At 71.7% G+C, this 17,076-nt stretch carries 14 protein-coding genes; 7 read left to right on the top strand and 7 right to left on the bottom strand.

All coding sequences use genetic code 11. From position 1 onward, the window contains the following. Nucleotides 1-85 precede the first annotated feature (85 nt). Both WAT24_RS04800 and rng read right to left on the bottom strand, forming a co-directional pair. On the bottom strand, nucleotides 86-3,979 hold the full coding sequence (locus WAT24_RS04800; protein ID WP_336806683.1) for a YhdP family protein: 3,894 nt from the start codon (nucleotides 3,977-3,979) through the stop codon (nucleotides 86-88). A 69-nt stretch (nucleotides 3,980-4,048) separates the two neighbouring features. After that, nucleotides 4,049-5,530, bottom strand: a complete 1,482-nt coding sequence (gene rng / locus WAT24_RS04795; RefSeq protein ID WP_336806682.1) for a ribonuclease G — start codon at nucleotides 5,528-5,530, stop codon at nucleotides 4,049-4,051. Between the two features lie 326 nt (nucleotides 5,531-5,856). Between rng and WAT24_RS04790 the strand changes: the two genes are divergently transcribed. Both WAT24_RS04790 and WAT24_RS04785 read left to right on the top strand, forming a co-directional pair. Continuing rightward, entirely contained in the window at nucleotides 5,857-6,522 is a 666-nt protein-coding gene (locus WAT24_RS04790; RefSeq protein ID WP_336806681.1) for a response regulator transcription factor, read from the top strand. Next, nucleotides 6,522-7,874: a sensor histidine kinase gene (locus WAT24_RS04785; protein WP_336806680.1), complete on the top strand. Its 1,353-nt coding sequence runs from the start codon at nucleotides 6,522-6,524 to the stop codon at nucleotides 7,872-7,874. The genes WAT24_RS04790 and WAT24_RS04785 overlap by 1 nt, the downstream gene beginning before the upstream one ends. A 40-nt stretch (nucleotides 7,875-7,914) precedes the next feature. Here WAT24_RS04785 and WAT24_RS04780 read toward each other — a convergent pair whose 3' ends face one another. Further along, nucleotides 7,915-9,003 (bottom strand): mechanosensitive ion channel family protein, encoded by a 1,089-nt coding sequence (locus WAT24_RS04780; protein WP_336806679.1) that lies wholly within the window; start codon nucleotides 9,001-9,003, stop codon nucleotides 7,915-7,917. Between the two features lie 91 nt (nucleotides 9,004-9,094). Here WAT24_RS04780 and WAT24_RS04775 point away from each other — a divergent pair, with 91 nt between their 5' ends. Both WAT24_RS04775 and WAT24_RS04770 read left to right on the top strand, forming a co-directional pair. Next, on the top strand, nucleotides 9,095-9,802 hold the full coding sequence (locus WAT24_RS04775; protein ID WP_336806678.1) for a Dph6-related ATP pyrophosphatase: 708 nt from the start codon (nucleotides 9,095-9,097) through the stop codon (nucleotides 9,800-9,802). Next, nucleotides 9,786-10,304, top strand: a complete 519-nt coding sequence (locus WAT24_RS04770) for a mismatch-specific DNA-glycosylase (RefSeq protein WP_336806677.1) — start codon at nucleotides 9,786-9,788, stop codon at nucleotides 10,302-10,304. Before WAT24_RS04775 ends, WAT24_RS04770 begins: the two co-directional genes overlap by 17 nt. Before the next feature lie 52 nt (nucleotides 10,305-10,356). Here the strand turns inward: WAT24_RS04770 and WAT24_RS04765 are convergent, their stop codons facing one another. Continuing rightward, a complete protein-coding gene (locus WAT24_RS04765) occupies nucleotides 10,357-11,643 on the bottom strand; it encodes a cytochrome c (RefSeq protein WP_336806676.1) in 1,287 nt (428 codons plus the stop codon). Beyond that, a complete protein-coding gene (locus WAT24_RS04760) occupies nucleotides 11,640-12,365 on the bottom strand; it encodes a c-type cytochrome (RefSeq protein ID WP_336806675.1) in 726 nt (241 codons plus the stop codon). The genes WAT24_RS04765 and WAT24_RS04760 overlap by 4 nt, the downstream gene beginning before the upstream one ends. Nucleotides 12,366-12,468: 103 nt before the next feature. Between WAT24_RS04760 and WAT24_RS04755 the strand changes: the two genes are divergently transcribed. Genes WAT24_RS04755 through lepB form a run of 3 tightly spaced genes read left to right on the top strand, consistent with a single transcriptional unit; the run spans nucleotide 12,469 to nucleotide 15,026 of the window. Then, nucleotides 12,469-14,076, top strand: a complete 1,608-nt coding sequence (locus tag WAT24_RS04755) for an amidase (RefSeq protein ID WP_336806674.1) — start codon at nucleotides 12,469-12,471, stop codon at nucleotides 14,074-14,076. 3 nt (nucleotides 14,077-14,079) lie between these two features. Beyond that, a complete protein-coding gene (locus tag WAT24_RS04750; protein WP_336806673.1) occupies nucleotides 14,080-14,298 on the top strand; it encodes a GDCCVxC domain-containing (seleno)protein in 219 nt (72 codons plus the stop codon). A 53-nt stretch (nucleotides 14,299-14,351) separates the two neighbouring features. Further along, nucleotides 14,352-15,026, top strand: a complete 675-nt coding sequence (gene lepB / locus WAT24_RS04745) for a signal peptidase I (RefSeq protein ID WP_336806672.1) — start codon at nucleotides 14,352-14,354, stop codon at nucleotides 15,024-15,026. Between the two features lie 111 nt (nucleotides 15,027-15,137). Here lepB and WAT24_RS04740 read toward each other — a convergent pair whose 3' ends face one another. Both WAT24_RS04740 and WAT24_RS04735 read right to left on the bottom strand, forming a co-directional pair. Continuing rightward, the gene (locus WAT24_RS04740) at nucleotides 15,138-16,502 is read right to left on the bottom strand and encodes a class II 3-deoxy-7-phosphoheptulonate synthase (protein WP_336806671.1); all 1,365 of its coding nucleotides are present in this window, start codon (nucleotides 16,500-16,502) and stop codon (nucleotides 15,138-15,140) included. Next, entirely contained in the window at nucleotides 16,499-17,017 is a 519-nt protein-coding gene (locus tag WAT24_RS04735; RefSeq protein ID WP_336806670.1) for a disulfide bond formation protein B, read from the bottom strand. The genes WAT24_RS04740 and WAT24_RS04735 overlap by 4 nt, the downstream gene beginning before the upstream one ends. Nucleotides 17,018-17,076 lie beyond the last annotated feature (59 nt).

The following is a 17,076-nucleotide window of genomic DNA, read 5'->3' as shown; positions in this document are numbered from 1 at the left end:
GCCGAAGGCGGCGTTTAAACCCGCCGCGTACGCGCGAGCCTGCCCGCGATGTCCTGTCCGCGGCCAACCGGCGCGGGCGGTTCGGCTAGCGATGCGCCGGCACCGTGGCCGCGGGGGCCGGCGCGCTGCCGGCCGGCGCAGCCGCCGAGGACGCAGCCGCCGGGGCGGGCGCTTCGTGCTTCTCGATCAGCGTGAACACGGGTTTGTCCCAGCTGCCGGTGATGCGGTAGCGCGCGCTGGCGGCCTTGTTGAGGCCCTTGCCGAGCAGCCCCTGCACCGCGAAGCCGGCGGCGGCGCCGACCGGCCCCGCCACCACCGCGCCGACCACCGGCAGGCTGTTGCCCACGTGCGGCACCACCAGCACCTGCTGGTCGTAGTCGCGCGCGCGCAGGCCGGTGCGCCCACGGATGTCGATGTCGGCGGCCGGGCCGCGCATCTTCAGGTTGTCGGTGGTGGCGTTGCCCCCGGCAAAGCGGAAATCGCCCTTGATCGAATCGAACGCCAGGCCCTTGCCGAACACGTCGCCGAAGTCCAGCGTGAGCCGGCGCGGCAGCTCGGCCACCGAAACCAGGCCGAACAGCCGGCCGACGCCCGGCCCGACCTCCGGAATGCGCCCGTGGCTGACGTCGACGCCGAGCGTGCCGTCCATCGTCGCCAGCGCGAACGACGTGGGCGCGCCGGGCCAGCTGGCGTCGAGCACGGCATGCGTCTTGCCGCCGCTGAACAACCCCTCGTAGCCGAACGCCGTGAGCATGCTGCCCAGGTTCTCCGCCGCGAAGTCGATGCGCATGTGGGTGTGGCTGTCCTGCGCGTTGCCGGTCCAGTCGCCGCCGGCGCTGAGCTGCACGCTGCGGGACAGGGCGCGCAGCTGGTCGATGTGCATGCCCTGCGCGGTGGGCCAGGTTTCCAGGCGCGCCTCGCCCAGCCTGGCCGTGCCCATGCGCAGGTCGCCGATCCACAGGTGCAGCGGCGGCAACGACGCCGGGTCGATGCCGGTGGCCGCGGGATCGGCCGGCTCGGCGGAAGCCGTGGGCGCATTCGGCGCCTGTGCGGTGGACGCCTGCGCGGCCGGCGCCGGCGTGCCGGCGCGCGGCTGGGTGCTGGCCGCCGCCGGGGCGGTCTGCGGCCAGTACAGGCGCTGCAGGCGCGCGGTGATGCCGCGCTTGCGCAGGTCCGTCGCGGGCACGCTCACGTGGCCGGCCATCGCCGGGCTGTCCACGTCGATGGCCAGCGCGTCGGCCTCCGGCACCGCCTGGATGTGCATGTCCGGAAAGTCGTGCTCGAATACCAGCCCGCGGTCGGCGGTGGCGTCGATGCTCTCCAGCCCCGGGCCGTCCTCGCCGCTGCCGGCGACAGCATGCTGCACCCAGCCGGAGACGTCGAGCGCCGCAGCGTGGCCGCGGATCCGCAGCCCCTTGGCCGGCAGCGCATCGGGCATGCCGGTGCCGAAGGCGATCGCCGCCGCCAGCGGCTGGGCCTCGCCGGCCGGCAGCCGGAAGCGCGCGCGCAGCACGTCGCCCAGGGCCAGCCGCAGCTCCGCGCCGTCCACCGGCACGCCGAGGGTCAGGTGCAGCGGCAGCTGCGCGGCCGCCGGCTTGGCCAACGGCACCGGCAGCTTCAGCGCGGTTCCGGCCAGCGTGCTGTCCGCACTGAAGGTCTGTACCAGCGTGTCGGCGCTGCCGTGCGCGATGTCGAAGCCGAAGATGTAGTCGCTGCGTCCTTCGGACGCCGCACCGAGCCAGGCCAGCTGCGGGTAGTCGCGCACCAGTTCCCCGATCGCGTAGCGGCCCTGCAGGCGGGCCGACAGCACGGTGTCCGGCTGGCCGGTGGCGCCGGCGATGCGAAGATCCAGCGAGGACGACTGGCCCCGGAAGCTGCCGGCGAGCGGCCCGGCGTGCACGCCGTCGGCATCGAAGCTCACCGGGCCGCTGAGCCCGTCGAGCGCCAGCTTCCATTCCGGCGCGTTCGCGTCGACCTTCTTCAGTTGCGCGCTGCCGTCCAGGCGCAGGGACGCCACGTCCTTCACCGGCAGCGACAGGTGGAAGGCGAACGTGCCGCTGCCCCCCAGGCGCAGCTTGGCGAGGGTGTCGGCCTGGCGGCGCGCGATCGGGCTCTGCCGGATGAACTGCAGCAGGCTGGCGCCGCTGCCGTTGCCATCGACGTTGAGATCGAGCGTGGTGTCGGCGAAATCGGGGATCAGCGCGACCGCACGGTCCAGCTTCACGCCGAGCGAGTTGCCGCCGGTGGCCTGCGCCAGCATGCCGTTGTCGACGAAGCTGGCGTCCACCGCCAGGCCCTCGGCGCGCGGCCAGTCCTTGCCGTAGTCGAAGGTGAGCCCGCTGATGCGGGCACGCGCCTCGAAGCGGCCTTCGTTGTGGCGGAACGGCCAGTCGGCGAGGCTGCCGCGCACCACCAGCCACCCTTCGTCGACGGTCCCGGACACCAGCGCACGGTCCAGCCACTCGACCGCGTGGGGCGACATCGAATCGATCGGCCAGAACAGCTTCGCCGCCGGCACCTGCGCGTGGTCCACGTGCGCGTACAGGTCGAGGAACGGCCGGCCGCCGTCGTCAGGCAGCGCCACCGTGCCCCGCGCGCTGCCACCGAAGCCCTCGCCCTCGAAGCCGAGCGGGTCGAGGCCGAGATGCCAGGCGCCGTCCTCGCGCCAGGCGGCAATGGTGCCGGCCAGCCGCGACAGCACGAACGGCCGGCGGAAGCTGTGCGGCAGGCTGAGCACGGTGGCCTGCGCGGGCAGCTCCAGCGCGAAGCCCGCGGCGTCGCCGCGCAGCTCGCCGGCCAGGGCGTCGATGCCCGGGAGCTTGCCGATCGCGTCGATGCCTGCATGGGTGAACGCAACGTCCAGCATGGCCAGCCCGCCGGCCCGCGACCACTGCACGTCGGCGCGCTCCACGATCGCGTGCGGATGCCCGCCACCCAGCCACGCGCCCAGCGCGGGCGACAGGTCCCGCTTCAAGGCCAGCCAGGGCAGCAGCGGCGCCAGATCGAGGCCGCGCGCCACCATCGCCGCCCGCGCGTCGGCGCCGGACCCGCGCAGCGCCAGCGCCAGCGCACCGCCCCCGTCGGTGGCGTAGCGCAGTAGGTAGCCGTCATCCTGCCGCACCACGCCGGCCAGGCCGCGCAGCGCGGCTACCTGCGCGACGCCGGCCGGCCCTTGTACCGCCAGGCCGGTGAGGTCGAGGCGCAAGGTGGCGCGCACCACCTTGCCCTCCTGCCAGTCCAGCCAGGCAGCCAGGTTGCCGCTGCCGCTCGTGGCCGCGTAGCCATCCACGGCGATGTCCCCCGCCAGCGTGCGCAGGTCCAGCTGGTCGCCGGCGAGCCACAGGCGCCCCTCGCTGCCGTCCTCGCGGAAGCTGCCGGCGCCGCGCCAGCGCCCACGCGTGCCCTCCCGGTGCATGGCGACGCCGAAGCGGATGCGGCTGCCCTGCCGGCTGAGCCGCAACTGGTCGGCCAGCAGCAGGTAGCGGCGGCCACTCGCCTCGTCGGTGATCGCCAGCCGCAGGTCGCGCAACCAGAGCCCCACCGAAACCGGCCCCATCGAGAAGTTCTGCCGCCCGGCGCCGCCGGGCGCGCCGATGCCGTTGACGTGCCAGCGGCCCTGTGCGTCGTGACCGAGGTCCAGCTCGAGCCCGCGCGCACGCAGGTTCAGCAGATGGCGTGAGGGCAGCAACCAGCCGCCGAAGTCGATCTTCAGCTCCGACTCGGGCAGCCGCAGCGGGGCGCCGCCGGCCGCTCCTGGGCCGATCGCGACGTCCCGCATCACGAACAACGGCCCTGATCCCTGCCAGCGCCCCTCCATCGAGGCGAACGCGACCGGACGCTGCAGCCGCTCGCTCAGCTGCGCCGCGACCCATTGCGGGTGGCGCGCCAGCAGCGGCAACAACAGTTGCGCCAGCGCCACCAGCACCGCCAGCGCGACCAGCGTGACGCCGGCGCCCCAGCCCAGGGCGCGCGTCAGCATGTGCAGGCGCCGTTGCCAGCGCGCGTTCAACGCAGGCCGTCCCGGCCGGTGCCCGAGGCGGCGTGCCGCTTACAGCAAGACCACATCGAATTGTTCCTGCGAATAATGCTCTTCCGGCTGGAAGCGTATGCTCTTGGAGATGAATTCCTCCAGTTCGGCGACCGCGGCGGACTCCTCCTCCAGGATGCGCGAGACCACCTTGGGACTGGCCATCACCAGCAGCTTCTCGGCGTTGAACTGGCGCACCGCGCGGGTGATCTCGCGGAAAATCTCGTAGGTCACCGTCTCGGCGGTCTTGATCGTGCCGCGGCCGCCGCAGGCCGGGCACGGCTCGCACAGCTGGCGTTCCAGACTCTCGGTGGTGCGCTTGCGGGTCATCTCGACCAGACCCAGCGCCGACATCGGGTAGACCGTGGTCTTGGCGTGGTCGCGGGCCAGGCCCTTTTCGAGCATGCGGATCACCTGGCGGCGGTGCTCCTCGTCGTTCATGTCGATGAAGTCGATGATGATGATCCCGCCCAGGTTGCGCAGCCGCAGCTGCCGCGCGGCCGCCTGCGCGGCCTCCAGGTTGGTGCGGTAGACCGTCTCCTCCAGGTTGCGCGTGCCCAGGTAGCCGCCGGTGTTGACGTCGATGGTGGTCATCGCCTCGGTCTGGTCGACGATGAGATACCCGCCCGACTTCAGCGGCACCTCCTTCTTCAACGCGCGCTGGATCTCGTCCTCCACGCCGTAGAGGTCGAAGATCGGCCGCTCGCCGGCGTAGTGCTCGATGCGGTCGTCCAGGCTGGGCATGAACTTGTGCACGAACCTGACGACCTTTTCGTAGGTCTCGCGCGAGTCCACGCGCACCTTCTCGATGTCGTCGGTGAGCATGTCGCGAAGACTGCGCAGCGGCAGCGAGAGCTCCTCGTAGACGCGCTCGCCCACCCTGGCCCTGGCGATGTTCTCCTGCACCACCCGCCAGACCTTGCTGAGGTAGGTCACGTCGAAGGCCAGCGATTCGGCCGACTGGCCTTCGGCGTTGGTGCGCACGATGTAGCCGAGCCGGTTCGTTCCTTCGTCGCCGATCAGCGAACCGAGCACCTCCTTCAGCCGGGCGCGCTCGGCCTCGTCCTCGATGCGCGCGGAGATGCCCAGCGTGCGCGCGTGCGGCAGCAGCACCAGGTAGCGAGAAGGGATCGACAGGTGGGTGGACAGCCGCGCGCCCTTGGTGCCAATCGGATCCTTGACCACCTGCACCACGATCTCCTGGCCCTCGTGCACCAGCTCGCTGATCGAGGGCGTGTGCCCGTTGCCGTGCGGCTCCGCGCCTTCGGGCAGCGGCGGACGCACGATGTCGGAGGCGTGCAGGAACGCTGCCCGCTCCAGCCCGATCTCCACGAACACCGCCTGCATGCCGGGCATCACCCGCTGCACGCGCCCCTTGTAGACGTTGCCGACGTAGCCGCGCCGGGAAGCGCGTTCGACGTGCACCTCCTGCAGCATGCCGTTCTCGACCACGCCCACCCGGGTTTCGCGGGGCGTCACGTTGATCAGGATCTCTTCGCTCACAACCACCCCCGCTGGCCAGGGATGCTCCGGGACTCCGATCCGCGCACGGCCGGCCGGCGCGACGGCGGCGCAGGCGAGGCGGGCGGCGCCTTGCCGCTCCGAAGCCCCACGAACAGGCAACGGTGCGGGGCGCGTGACGCGTGACGGCCATGCCGCCTGCGCGAAGTCGTTCAAAGCATCCCTGTCTTTATAGCGGTTGGGTGCGCAAACTGTCGATGCGTGGCGCACGCGGCGGAAAGCAGCCAGGCGTTCACGGCGCCACGACGGGCTGAAGCAAGCCCGACGACCCGCTAGACTGGCCCGCCTGCCCGGCCGAGGGATCCCGCATGAAACTCCTGCTGGTGGAAGACTCCGAACGGCTGCGCGGCACCCTGCAGCACGGCCTGCGCGGTGCCGGCTTCACCGTGGACGCCGCCGGGGACGGGATCGAGGCGAAGGGCTTCCTGGCCGGCTACGACTACGACCTGGTGGTGCTGGACCTGATGCTGCCGCGGCTGGACGGCCTGGGCGTGCTGCATGCCCTGCCCGAGGGCGGACGGCGTCCGCGGGTGCTGGTCCTGTCGGCGCGCGACCAGGTGGCAGACCGCATCGAGGCGCTCAACGCCGGTGCCGACGATTACCTGACCAAGCCCTTTTCCTTCGACGAGCTCGTTGCCCGGCTGCACGCGCTCGCCCGCCGCCCGCTGCAGGCGCAACCGGCGATCCTGCGCCACGGGCCGCTGGCCTGGGACCCGCTGGCCCAGCGCGCCAGCGTCGAGGGCCGACCGCTGCCGCTGACCCCGCGCGAGTTCGCCGTACTCGGGCTGCTGTTGCGCCATCGCGGCCGCGCCTTCACGCGACAGGAAATCCTGGAGCGCACCGCCGGCAGCGATACCGAGGTGTCCGACCGTAGCGTCGAGGTGCTGGTGTTCGGGCTGCGCCGCAAGCTGGATGCGGCGGGGCTGGCCGGCCTGATCGAGACCCGCCGCGGCGCCGGCTACATCATCCCGTGATGCCCGCCTCGCTCTCCGCCCGCATCACCGTGCTGCTGGTGGTCACCAGCCTGCTGGCGCTGGGCGGCGGCGCACTGGCGATGGACTGGCGGATCGACCGGGCGATGGAAGCGCGCTTCCGTGACAGCCTGCTGGCGCAGGCGCAGGCGCTGACCACGGTGGTGGAGGTCGAGCAGGCCGAAGGCGCATCCCATCTCCCGCCCGGCCTGCTCGCCGGCGAAGCCCATGCCTGGTACGAGCTGCAGTGCGTCGGCCTGCCGCCCTTGCGCAGCTCGCCGCCGCCGCCGGTCGTGCCCGACGACTGGCCCCGGGCGGCCGGCCCGACACCCACGTTCGCCAACCTGGCGCACGCCGGAGGGCGCCTGGGCACGGTGATGTTCGCCTTCGAGGAGCCGTCCACCCGCGGGCCGCCGACCCGCAGCTGCGCGCTGCTGTTCGCGCAGGACCGGCGCGCCTTCGACCGCCTGCTGGCGACGCTGGACTGGATTCTCGGTCTCGGCCCGGCGCTGGCGTTGCTGGTCGCGCTGGTGGCGGTACCGTTGATCGTGCGGCGTGGGCTGCGGCCGGTGCGCGCGCTGGTCGAACGCATGCGGGACGTCGGCCCGCATGCGCCCGGCCGCCGCCTGCCGGCCAGCGGCACGCGCGAGCTCGATCCGCTGGTGTCGCGCTTCAACGAGGTGCTCGCCCGGATGGACGAAGGCCTGGCCCGCGAGCGCCAGTTCGCCAGCGGCCTGGCGCACGAGACGCGCACGCGCCTGGCCGAGCTGCGCGCGCTGGCCGAGGTGGAGTCACGCTACCCGAGCGGACGCGAGCTGGGCCAGATCCTGGGCGAGATCGGCCAGATCGGCGCCGAGCTGGAAGCGACGGTGACCGCGCTGCTGCTGCTCACCCGCCTGCAGTCCGGCCTGGAGCAGCCGCAGCGCCAGCCGCTGGAACTGCGCCCGTGGCTGGAACGCCAGTTCCAGCGCCAGCAGGCCTGCGCGCGATCGCGCGAGGTCGGGCTGGCCGTCACCGGTACGCCACCGGCGAGCCTGCACACCGATCCCGCACTGCTGGAGGTGGTGCTCGGCAACCTGCTGGGCAACGCCTGCGCCTATGCGCCGGCCGGCGACACGGTGCGGATCGCGCTGGACGAACAGGCACTGTCCGTGGACAACGCTGCGCCGGAGCTGGAACCCGCCGATCTGGCACGCTTCGGCCAGCGGTTCTGGCGCAAGCAGCCCTCCCATGCCAGCCATGCCGGCCTGGGCCTGGCCCTCGCCCACGCCGCCGCCGAGGCACTGGGCATGGCGCTGCGCTTCGAGCTGCGCGAGGGCCGGGTCTACGCGATCCTGCACTGGAGCGCGGCCTGATCGTCGCCGTCGGCGCGCCCGGCGCCACGATCGCGCCGCGTCAGGCGGGGGGTTGCAGGCGCGCGTCGCGGCGTTGCTCCACCTCCGTCCGCAGCCGCGGCAGGCTGTCCGGGTACTGCCGCTGCAGGAACGCGATCATCCCTTCGCGCACGCGGCAGCGCAGATCCCAGGCGCTGCCCGAGTCGGCGGCGCTGGCCAGCACGCGCAGCTGGATCGCGCGCTCGTTGGCGTCGGTCACCTGCAGCACGCAGACGCGGCCGTCCCACTGCAGCGCCTCCTTGCACAGGCGCTTGACCTCCTCGCGCAGGGGCTCCAGCGGCACGCGGTAGTCGACCCACAGAAAGACCGTGCCGATCAGTTGCGCGCTGGTGCGCGTCCAGTTCTGGAACGGGTTCTCGATGAACCAGTTGAGCGGCACCACCAGCCGCCGCTCGTCCCAGATGCGCACCACCACGTAGGTGCCGGTGATCTCTTCGATGCGTCCCCATTCGCCCTCGATGATCACCACGTCGTCCAGGCGGATCGGCTGGGTGATGGCGATCTGCAGGCCTGCGATCAGGTTGCTCAGCACCGGCTTGGCGGCCAGGCCCACCGCCAGGCCGGCCAGGCCCGCCGACGCGAGCAGGCTGGCACCGATCTGGCGGACGCCCGGGATCATCATCAGGCACGCGGCCAGGCCGATCAGGATCAGCAGCACCGTCGCCGTGCGGCCCAGCACGCGCGCCTGGGTGAGCACCCGCCGCGCCTGCAGGTTGTCCTTGGTGTCCACCGGGAAGCGGTGCGTGAAGAACACCTCGGCCGCGCCGATGCAGCGCACGCCCAGCCAGGTCGCCACGGCGACCAGCAGGATCGCCAGCAGCTGGCCCAGCGTGTCGGCCAGGTGCAACGCTGCGGCTTCGGGCCGCGCGCGCACGGCGACCGCGAGGACCAGCAGCGGCACCAGCCAGCCCATCGGCGCCCGCGCGCGCCGGAGCATCTCGCGCGCCATCGGGTGACCGTCGCTGAGCCGCCACAGCAACGCACGTGCAAGCCGGTGGAGCACGATCGCGAGCAGCAACGCCACGATCACGGTCACCCCCAGGCGAACCCAGGGTTGGTCGTGCCAGAGTTCGAGCAGTTGGTCGGTCATTCGCCAACCCTGCCGGGCCCGGTGTCCACGTGACGTGGGCAGGCCATCGCCGCGACGACAGCCGACGCGGGCCATCGCGTAAAGTAGGCGGATGAACCCGACCCCGATCCTCCTCGCCTGGAGCGGCGGCAAGGACTGCCTGATGGCCTTGCAGCGGTTGCGCGCCGACCCGCAGTGGCAGGTGGTCGCGCTGCTCACCACGGTGAACCGCACCTACCAACGCACCGCCATGCACGGCGTGCGCCGCGACATCCTGCACGCTCAGGCCGTGGCGCTGGGCCTGCCGCTGCTGGAAGTGCAGATGGACTGGCCGGGCAGCAACGAGGCCTACGAGGCCGCCCACGCGCGGGCGCTGGCCGAGGCCCGCATGCGCTGGCCGCGCATCCGCCATTGCGCCTTCGGCGATCTGTTCCTGCAGGACGTGCGCGACTACCGCGTGCGCCAGCTCGGTCGCGCCGAGTGGCGCGCGGTGTTCCCGATCTGGGGCGAGGACACCGCTGCGCTCTCGCGCCGCTTCGTCGGCGAAGGGCATCGTGCGGTGCTGTGTTGCGTGGACACCCAGCAGCTGGATGCCGCCTTCTGCGGCCGCGCCTACGACGGTGCGCTGCTCGACGCGCTGCCGGCAGGCGTCGATCCGTGCGGCGAGCGCGGCGAGTTCCACACCCTGAGCTTCGGCGGTCCGCTGTTCGCGCGCGACCTGCCGCTGCGGCCGGGCGAATCGGTGTTGCGCGACGGCCGCTTCCAGTTCACCGATTTCCTGCTCGACGACGCGGGCGCCGCCGGTGGCCCGGGCGACTGAGCACATCCTGCCCGACCTGCTGCGTCCGGGCCTGGCGCTGGTCTTCTGCGGCACCGCCGCCGGCGAGCGCTCGGCCCGCGAGGGTGCCTACTACGCCCATCCGGGCAACCTGTTCTGGCGTGCGCTGGCCGAGGCCGGACTGACGCCGCGCCGCTTCGCGCCCGCCGAGTACCCGCGGCTGCTCGAGCTGGGCATCGGGCTGACCGACTTGGCCAAGCGCCACAGCGGCAACGACGCCGACCTGCCGCGCGATGCCTTCGACGTGCCTGCGCTGCTGGCCAAGATCGCGCGCTACCGCCCACGCCTGCTCGCCTTCACCAGCAAGACCGCCGCCCGCGCGGCCCTCGGTCATCCGGTTACCCACTACGGCGAGCAGCCCGAACGCCTCGGCGACACGCGCGTGTTCGCCCTGCCCTCGCCCTCCGGGCAGGCTCGCCGCCATTGGGACATCGAGCCCTGGCGCGAACTGGCCCGGCGCGTCGCCGCCGGCGGGCGCCGGTAGCGACGCGCCTCGCGGGTCGCGCCGGGCCGGGCACGGCTCCGGTCGCCGGCGGCTATTCCACCGGGGTGTGTCGATAGGCCGCCACGTCGCGATCGAGCACCGGTGCCGCCTTGTTCGACCAGGCTTGGCGGATGTAGCTGACCACCGCGGCCACATCGGCGTCGTTGAGCTGCTGCGCGAACGGCGGCATGGAATAGGGGCGCGGCTGCGCGGCGGTGGACGGCGCGAAGCCTCCCAGCAGCACGATGCGGATCGCGTTGATGCCGCTCGGCTCGGTGACCGAGCCGTTGCCGGCCAGCGGCGGGTAGACACCCGGCACGCCTTGGCCCTGCTTGCCGTGGCAGCCGGCGCAACGCTGCGCGTAGAGCTTCTCTCCGCGGTCGAACAGCGCGTCGCTGCCAAGCCGGTCCGCATCGACCGGCGGCGCAGGACGCGGCGGCAACGACTGCAGGTAGACCGCCATGGCGCGCAGGTCGTCGTCGCGCATGTGCTGGGTGCTCTGCATCACCACGTCGGCCATCGGGCCGAAGGCCACGCCACGCACCGATTGGCCGGTCTTTAGCAATGCCACGATGTCGTCCACGGTCCACCCTTCCAGGCCACCGTGGGCATGCGTGCCGAGGTCGGGCGCATACCAGTTCTGCACGGGGATCTGGCCCCCGGTGAGGGTGACCTTGCCAGGCAGACCTCCGAGGTTGTCGCGCGCGACGTGGCACTCGTTGCAATGGCCCAGGCCCTCGACCAGGTAGGCGCCGCGGTTCCACTCCGCGGTCTGCTTGGGATCCGGCGTGAAGCTGCCCGGACGGAAGTACAACGCCCGCCAGGTCGCCAGGCTCGCGCTGAGGTCATAGGGGAAGCGCAGCGACGGCGGCGGCGTCGGGTTGTGCACCGGCGGCAGCGAGCGCAGGTAGGCGAACAGTGCCCGCGCGTCCTCCTGGCTGACCCGCGTGTAGGAGGTGTAGGGGAAGGCCGGGTACAGCGCCCGTCCGTCGCGGCCGATGCCTTCGTGCATGGCCCGCCAGAACGCCTCGAACGACCATTGGCCGAGCCCGGTCGCGTCGTCGGGGGTGAGGTTGGGCGCGGGCACCTCGCCGAACGGGGTCGGTAGCGAGCGGCCACCGGCGTACGGCTGTCCGCCCTGCGCGGTGTGGCAGGCGGCGCAGTCGCCGACCGTGGCGAGGTAGGCACCGCGGGCGATCAGGGCGGGATCGCGCAGGCGGGCGGTCGCGTCCGGCGCGGCCGGCGGCAGTGGCGCGGCCGGCCGGCGGAACAGCCACCAGGCCACCGCCACGGCGGCCAGCACCAGCAGCACCATGAAGGCGCGCAGCAAGCCTTTCATCGGGCCGCCTCCTTCGCTTCGAGCACGCCGCAGGCGATCGGCGGTGTCACCGTGCCGGGCGGCTGGGCATGCGCGTCGACAGGCACCTCGCGCGTGGCGAGCCAGGCCGACACCGCGGTGATGTCCGCCTCGCTCAGGCGTGCGGCGATCGTCGCCATGCAGTCGGGGGCCACCATGGCGCGCGTGTGGGTACGCCACGAGCCCAGCTGGGCGCTGATGTAGTCGTACGGCAACCCGACCAGGCCCGGGATGTCGGGTTCCACGCCGGTGAGCTGGGCACCATGGCAGGCGGCGCACGCCGGCAGCTTGCGGGCCGGGTCACCGGCGGTGGCGAGCGCCTCGCCCCGTTGCAGCGTCGCCGTCGACACCGCCGGCACCGGCGAACGCGCGTAGGGCACCTGCTGGGCGGCGAAGTACCCGGCGATCTCGTGCATGTAAGCCGGAGAGAGCCCGCGCACGGTGTACTCCATGGGCGCGTATTTGCGCAGGCCAACCTGGAAGTTGCTGATCTGCCGCGCCAGGTAGCCGGCCGGCTTGCCGGCCAGCCGCGGGAAGAAGCCGCTCTCGGGGGTGCCTTCGCCGTGTTCGCCGTGGCAGGCCGTGCAGGACGCGATGCGCTGCTTGAGGGTGTCCGGCACGACGGAAGCCTCGGCGGCGCGGGAGGGCACGGCCGACGCAAGCCAGAGCAAGCCGAGGAGGGAGAGCGGGAAGCGCAGGTTCATGTTCGCGATTATCCCCGCGCGATCGGCAGGTCGGGCGGCTATGCTGGGCGACGCGACACCGTGCCGCACGCGCCGATTGCATACCTGCCTGCCGGAGACCGCCGTGAAACCGTTGCCTGCCCGCCTTGCCCTGCTCGTCACCCTGCTGCCGGCCGGCCCGGCGATCGCCGCGCGGCCGGCGCCGTCCATGGCCTACGCGTCGGTCGCGGAGATCCAGCGGCAGATGGAGGAGGGCACGCTGGACAGCCGTACCCTGGCGCGTCAGTTCCTCGACCGCATCGCGCAGATCGACCAGGCGGGCCCGACGCTGCGTTCAGTGATCGAGACCAACCCGGACGCGCTCACACTGGCGTCGGCGCTGGATGCGCGGCGCGGCAAGGCCGGGCGCGGCCCCCTGTACGGCATTCCCGTACTGCTCAAGGACAACATCGACACCGGCGACCGCATGCTCACCACCGCCGGTTCGCTGGCCCTCGTGGACGCGCCGGCACCGCGCGACGCCGGGCTGGTGGAGCGATTGCGCAAGGCCGGCGCGCTGGTGCTCGGCAAGACCAACCTGAGCGAGTGGGCCAACTTCCGCTCCAGCCATGCCAGCAGCGGCTGGAGCGGCCGTGGCGGGCAGACCAGGAATCCCTACGTGCTCGACCGCAACCCCTGCGGCTCCAGCGCCGGCTCGGGCGCGGCGGTGGCGGCGGGCCTGGCGACCGTGGCGATCGGCACCGAGACCGACGGCTCGATCATCTGCCCGGCGGCCAGCAACGGCATCGTCGGCATCAAGCCAACGCTGGGCCTGGTCAGCCGCAGCGGCATCGTGCCGATCGCGCACAGCCAGGACACCGCCGGCCCGATGGCGCGCAGCGTGGCCGACGCCGCCGCGCTGCTCGGCGTGATCGCAGGAAGCGACCCGCGCGATCCGGCCACCGCCGAGGCCGACCGGCACGCCACCGACTACACCCGCTTCCTCGACCCGGATGGCCTGAAGGGCAAGCGCATCGGCGTGGTGCGCCAGCTCGCCGGCGCCGAGCCGAACGCCGATCGCGTTCTCGAGCAGACGATCGCGCTGATGAAGTCGCAGGGCGCAGTCATCGTCGACCCGGTGACCGTGCCACACCTGTCGGACCTGGGCGGGCCGGAGATGACCGTGCTGCTGTACGAGTTCAAGCACGACATCGAGGCCTATCTCGCCACCCGGCTGACGCTCGAGGTAAGGACGCTCACCGACCTGATCGCCTTCGATCGGCAGCACGCCGCGCAGGAAATGCCGTGGTTCGGGCAGGAGCTGTTCGAGCAGGCGCAGGCCAAGGGGCCGCTGACCGAGAAGAACTACCTTGACGCCCTGGCCAAGGCCAAGCGGCTGGCCGGCCCCGAGGGTATCGACGCGGCGCTGGCGAAGGATCACCTCGACGCGCTGCTCGCGCCCTCCTGGGGTCCGGCCTTCGTCACCGACCTGGTGCTTGGCGACCATATCGTCAGCGGCGACCCGACCGTGGGCGGCGCCTCGCAGCCGGCGGCGGTGGCAGGCTACCCGTCCATTGCCGTCCCTGCCGGCTTCGCACACGACCTGCCGGTAGGCATCGTGCTGTTCGGTGCCCGCTGGAGCGAACCGACGCTGATCTCGATCGCCTATGGCTTCGAGCAGCATGCCGGGGCGTGGCAGCCGCCGCGCTTCCTGGAGACCGTCGGCGGCAAGCCGGTCGCGACGTCGCCCTGACTCATGGCGCCGCGCCTGCAAAGCGTGCTGACATGCCCCCGGTGCGGGCACCGCTCGGAGGAAACCATGCCGACCGATGCCTGCCTGTTCCTGTATGACTGCCCAGGCTGCGGCGTCCTGCTGAAGCCCAGGCCCGGCGACTGCTGTGTGTTCTGCTCCTTCGGGGACGTGCCTTGCCCGCCCGTGCAGGCGCAACAGGGCGGTTGCGGGCGATCGAATTGAACTGCCCGGGCCGGTCGTGGTCCGAGCCGATGCTTTGAGAAATCGGAGATTCCATGCACGGCCTGAAGAATTTCCTGCTGCGCAATCGCGGCTTTTTCTTTTTCTTGCTCGGCATGCTGGTATTCCGCAGCGCGCTGGCGGACTGGAACACCGTGCCCACCGGTTCGATGCAGCCGACCATCCGCATCGGCGACCGGATCGTGGTGGACCGCATGGCTTATGACCTGCGCGTGCCGTTCACCCATCACTCGCTGCTGCACCGCGCCGACCCGCAGCGCAACGACATCGTGATCATCGACTCGACTGCCACCGGTGACCGGCTGGTCAAGCGTGTCGTCGGCGTGCCCGGTGACCACATCGCGCTGCGGGGCAACGTGCTCTACGTCAATGGCCACGCCGCCCGTTACACGCCCGTCACGGTCGCCGGCATCACCGCGGACCGGGTGCAGCCGGCAACTTATGCGGTCGAGTCGATCGGCGGCGGGCATCACCTGCTCCGGCTGGCACGCTACCTGCCCAGTCCCGTCAGCAGCTACGGCCCGGTGACCGTACCGGCGGGTGACTACCTGGTGATGGGGGACAACCGTGACGACAGCTACGACTCGCGCTTTTTCGGATTCGTGCCGCGCGCGGAAATCGTCGGGAAGGCGCGCTACGTCGCGATGTCGCTCGACCCGGCGCGGCACCACCTGCCCCGAGCGGATCGCTGGGGGCTGGCGCTGCACTGAACTCCGCTGGAGCACGGCGATCCGACGGTGGGCCGATCCGACCGGTTGCAGAGGCCTGCGCGCGGCACGGGCTTCGCGCGCAGGCACGCATTCAGACAGCCACGCCCGGCCTCAGGCTGACGTGCCCTCGGATTTGCGCACGATCAGCATCGCCAGTTCGAGCGACTGCTCGTAATTGAGCCGCGGATCGACCATCGACTTGTACGCCCGCTTGAGATCGGTTTCCGAAAGATCTCGCGCACCGCCCATGCATTCGGTGACGTCCTCACCGGTCAGCTCCAGGTGGACGCCTCCCAGGCGCGTGCCGGCGGCGGCGTGAATGTCGAACGCCTGGTCCAGTTCGCCGCGGATGTTGTCGAACCGGCGCGTCTTGTAGCCGTTGGAGGTGCTTTCGGTATTGCCGTGCATCGGGTCGGCCACCCACAGCACGCGCCGGCCCTCGCGCCGTATCGCCTCCAGCAACGGCGGCAACGCGCGCGCGATGCCGGCGTGCCCCATCCGATGGATCAGGGTCAGCCGCCCGGGCTCGTCCTGCGGGTTGAGGGCATCGATCAGCGGCAGCAGCTGCTCGGGGGTCACCGAGGGACCGATCTTCACCGCGACGGGATTGCGGATGCCGCGGAAATACTCCACGTGCGCGCCGTCCAGCGCGGCCGTCCGCATGCCGATCCACGGGAAATGCGTGGACAGGTTGAACCAGCCGGGATGGCGCGGCACCTGCCGGGTCAGCGCCTGCTCGTAATGCAGCAGCAGCGCCTCGTGCGAGGTGAAGAAATCGACCCGCGAAAAGCTGGCGATCGGGCCGGCGAGGGTCTCCATGAAACGCAGCGAGTCGCCGATGGCCGCCACCATGCGGCGGTACTCGGCAGCCAGCGGCGAGTGCTCGACCCAGGCAAGGTCCCAGTACTCCGGATGGTGCAGATCGGCGAAGCCGCCGTCGATCAGGGCGCGCACGAAGTTCATGGTCAGCGCCGAATGTGCGTGCGCCTGGATCAGCCGCCCCGGATCGGCGCGGCGTGCGGCGGCGGTGAAGTCCGGGCCGTTGACCACGTCGCCGCGGAAGCTCGGCAGCGTCACCCCGTCGCGCGTCTCGGTGTCGGCCGACCGGGGCTTGGCGTACTGCCCCGCGAAGCGGCCCACGCGCAGCACCGGCTTCTTCAGGCCGTGCACCAGCACCAGGCTCATCTGCAGCAGCACCTTGAGCCGGTTCGAGATGATCGGGCTGGTGCAGTCGGCGAAGCTTTCCGCGCAATCGCCGCCCTGGAGCAGGAAACGCTGGCCTTCCTGCGCCTCGGCCAGGGCCTGCTTCAGCGCGAGCACCTCCCAGGAGGTGACCAGCGGCGGCAGCGCCGCCAGCTGCGCGGTGGCACGCGCCAGTTCGGCGGCGTCCTCGTAGTGGGGCTGCTGCAGCGCCACGCGTCGCTGCCAGGAGGCGGGCGTCCAGTCGGCGGGCGCGAGGGTGGGTCGATCGTTCATGGCATTCCGGGGGATGAGGAGGGACGCCGGCGCAGCGTCGCCACCACGGCAAACACCGCCAGCACGGCGAACCACAGCAGGGTCCAGGCGGGCATCGGCAAGCCCAGCACCGGCTCGACCTTGGCGCACTCGCCGGAGCCGGTGAACACCATGCGCAGCACCTGGGCAAACGGGAAGGCGTCGAACATGTAGTCCAGGGGCGGGCCGCAGGAAGGTACCTGGTCGGCCGGCAATGACTGGATCCACAGGTGTCGGGCGGCCACGGCGATACCCCACAGGGCGCCCAGCAGCACGCCGCCGGTGTACACCCAACGTCCGCCGCGTCGCGGCGCATGCAGCGCGCCGACCAGGAAGAACACCGCCATCACCAGGAAGCCGATGCGCTGGAAGATGCACAGCGGACAGGGGACCAGCCCCCAGGCGTACTCGGTGTAGAGCGCAAAACCGAGCAGCGCCGCGCAGACCAGGAAGCCCACGAGGAAGCTGACGCGATACGACCAGTGCAGAGGGTTCATGGCGGCATGTTGCGTTGCGGAAAGCCGACATTACCTGCTTGCCGGGCCGCTGTCAGCAA

The organism is Fulvimonas yonginensis (assembly GCF_037137055.1).
Taxonomy (GTDB): domain Bacteria; phylum Pseudomonadota; class Gammaproteobacteria; order Xanthomonadales; family Rhodanobacteraceae; genus Frateuria_A; species Frateuria_A yonginensis.
The sequence above is the reverse complement of the archived record's forward strand: the minus strand, read 5'-3'. Positions and strand labels throughout refer to the sequence as shown.

What these genes read in the sequence shown, in the direction of transcription:
- WAT24_RS04780 (WP_336806679.1), bottom strand. Translation starts at nt 9,003, where the DNA reads ATGACCGACCAACTGCTCGAACTCTGGCACGACCAACCCTGGGTTCGC.
- WAT24_RS04785 (WP_336806680.1), top strand. Translation starts at nt 6,522, where the DNA reads ATGCCCGCCTCGCTCTCCGCCCGCATCACCGTGCTGCTGGTGGTCACC.
- WAT24_RS04735 (WP_336806670.1), bottom strand. Translation starts at nt 17,017, where the DNA reads ATGAACCCTCTGCACTGGTCGTATCGCGTCAGCTTCCTCGTGGGCTTC.
- WAT24_RS04790 (WP_336806681.1), top strand. Translation starts at nt 5,857, where the DNA reads ATGAAACTCCTGCTGGTGGAAGACTCCGAACGGCTGCGCGGCACCCTG.
- lepB (WP_336806672.1), top strand. Translation starts at nt 14,352, where the DNA reads ATGCACGGCCTGAAGAATTTCCTGCTGCGCAATCGCGGCTTTTTCTTT.
- WAT24_RS04765 (WP_336806676.1), bottom strand. Translation starts at nt 11,643, where the DNA reads ATGAAAGGCTTGCTGCGCGCCTTCATGGTGCTGCTGGTGCTGGCCGCC.
- WAT24_RS04775 (WP_336806678.1), top strand. Translation starts at nt 9,095, where the DNA reads ATGAACCCGACCCCGATCCTCCTCGCCTGGAGCGGCGGCAAGGACTGC.
- WAT24_RS04760 (WP_336806675.1), bottom strand. Translation starts at nt 12,365, where the DNA reads ATGAACCTGCGCTTCCCGCTCTCCCTCCTCGGCTTGCTCTGGCTTGCG.
- WAT24_RS04800 (WP_336806683.1), bottom strand. Translation starts at nt 3,979, where the DNA reads ATGCTGACGCGCGCCCTGGGCTGGGGCGCCGGCGTCACGCTGGTCGCG.
- WAT24_RS04750 (WP_336806673.1), top strand. Translation starts at nt 14,080, where the DNA reads ATGGCGCCGCGCCTGCAAAGCGTGCTGACATGCCCCCGGTGCGGGCAC.
- WAT24_RS04740 (WP_336806671.1), bottom strand. Translation starts at nt 16,502, where the DNA reads ATGAACGATCGACCCACCCTCGCGCCCGCCGACTGGACGCCCGCCTCC.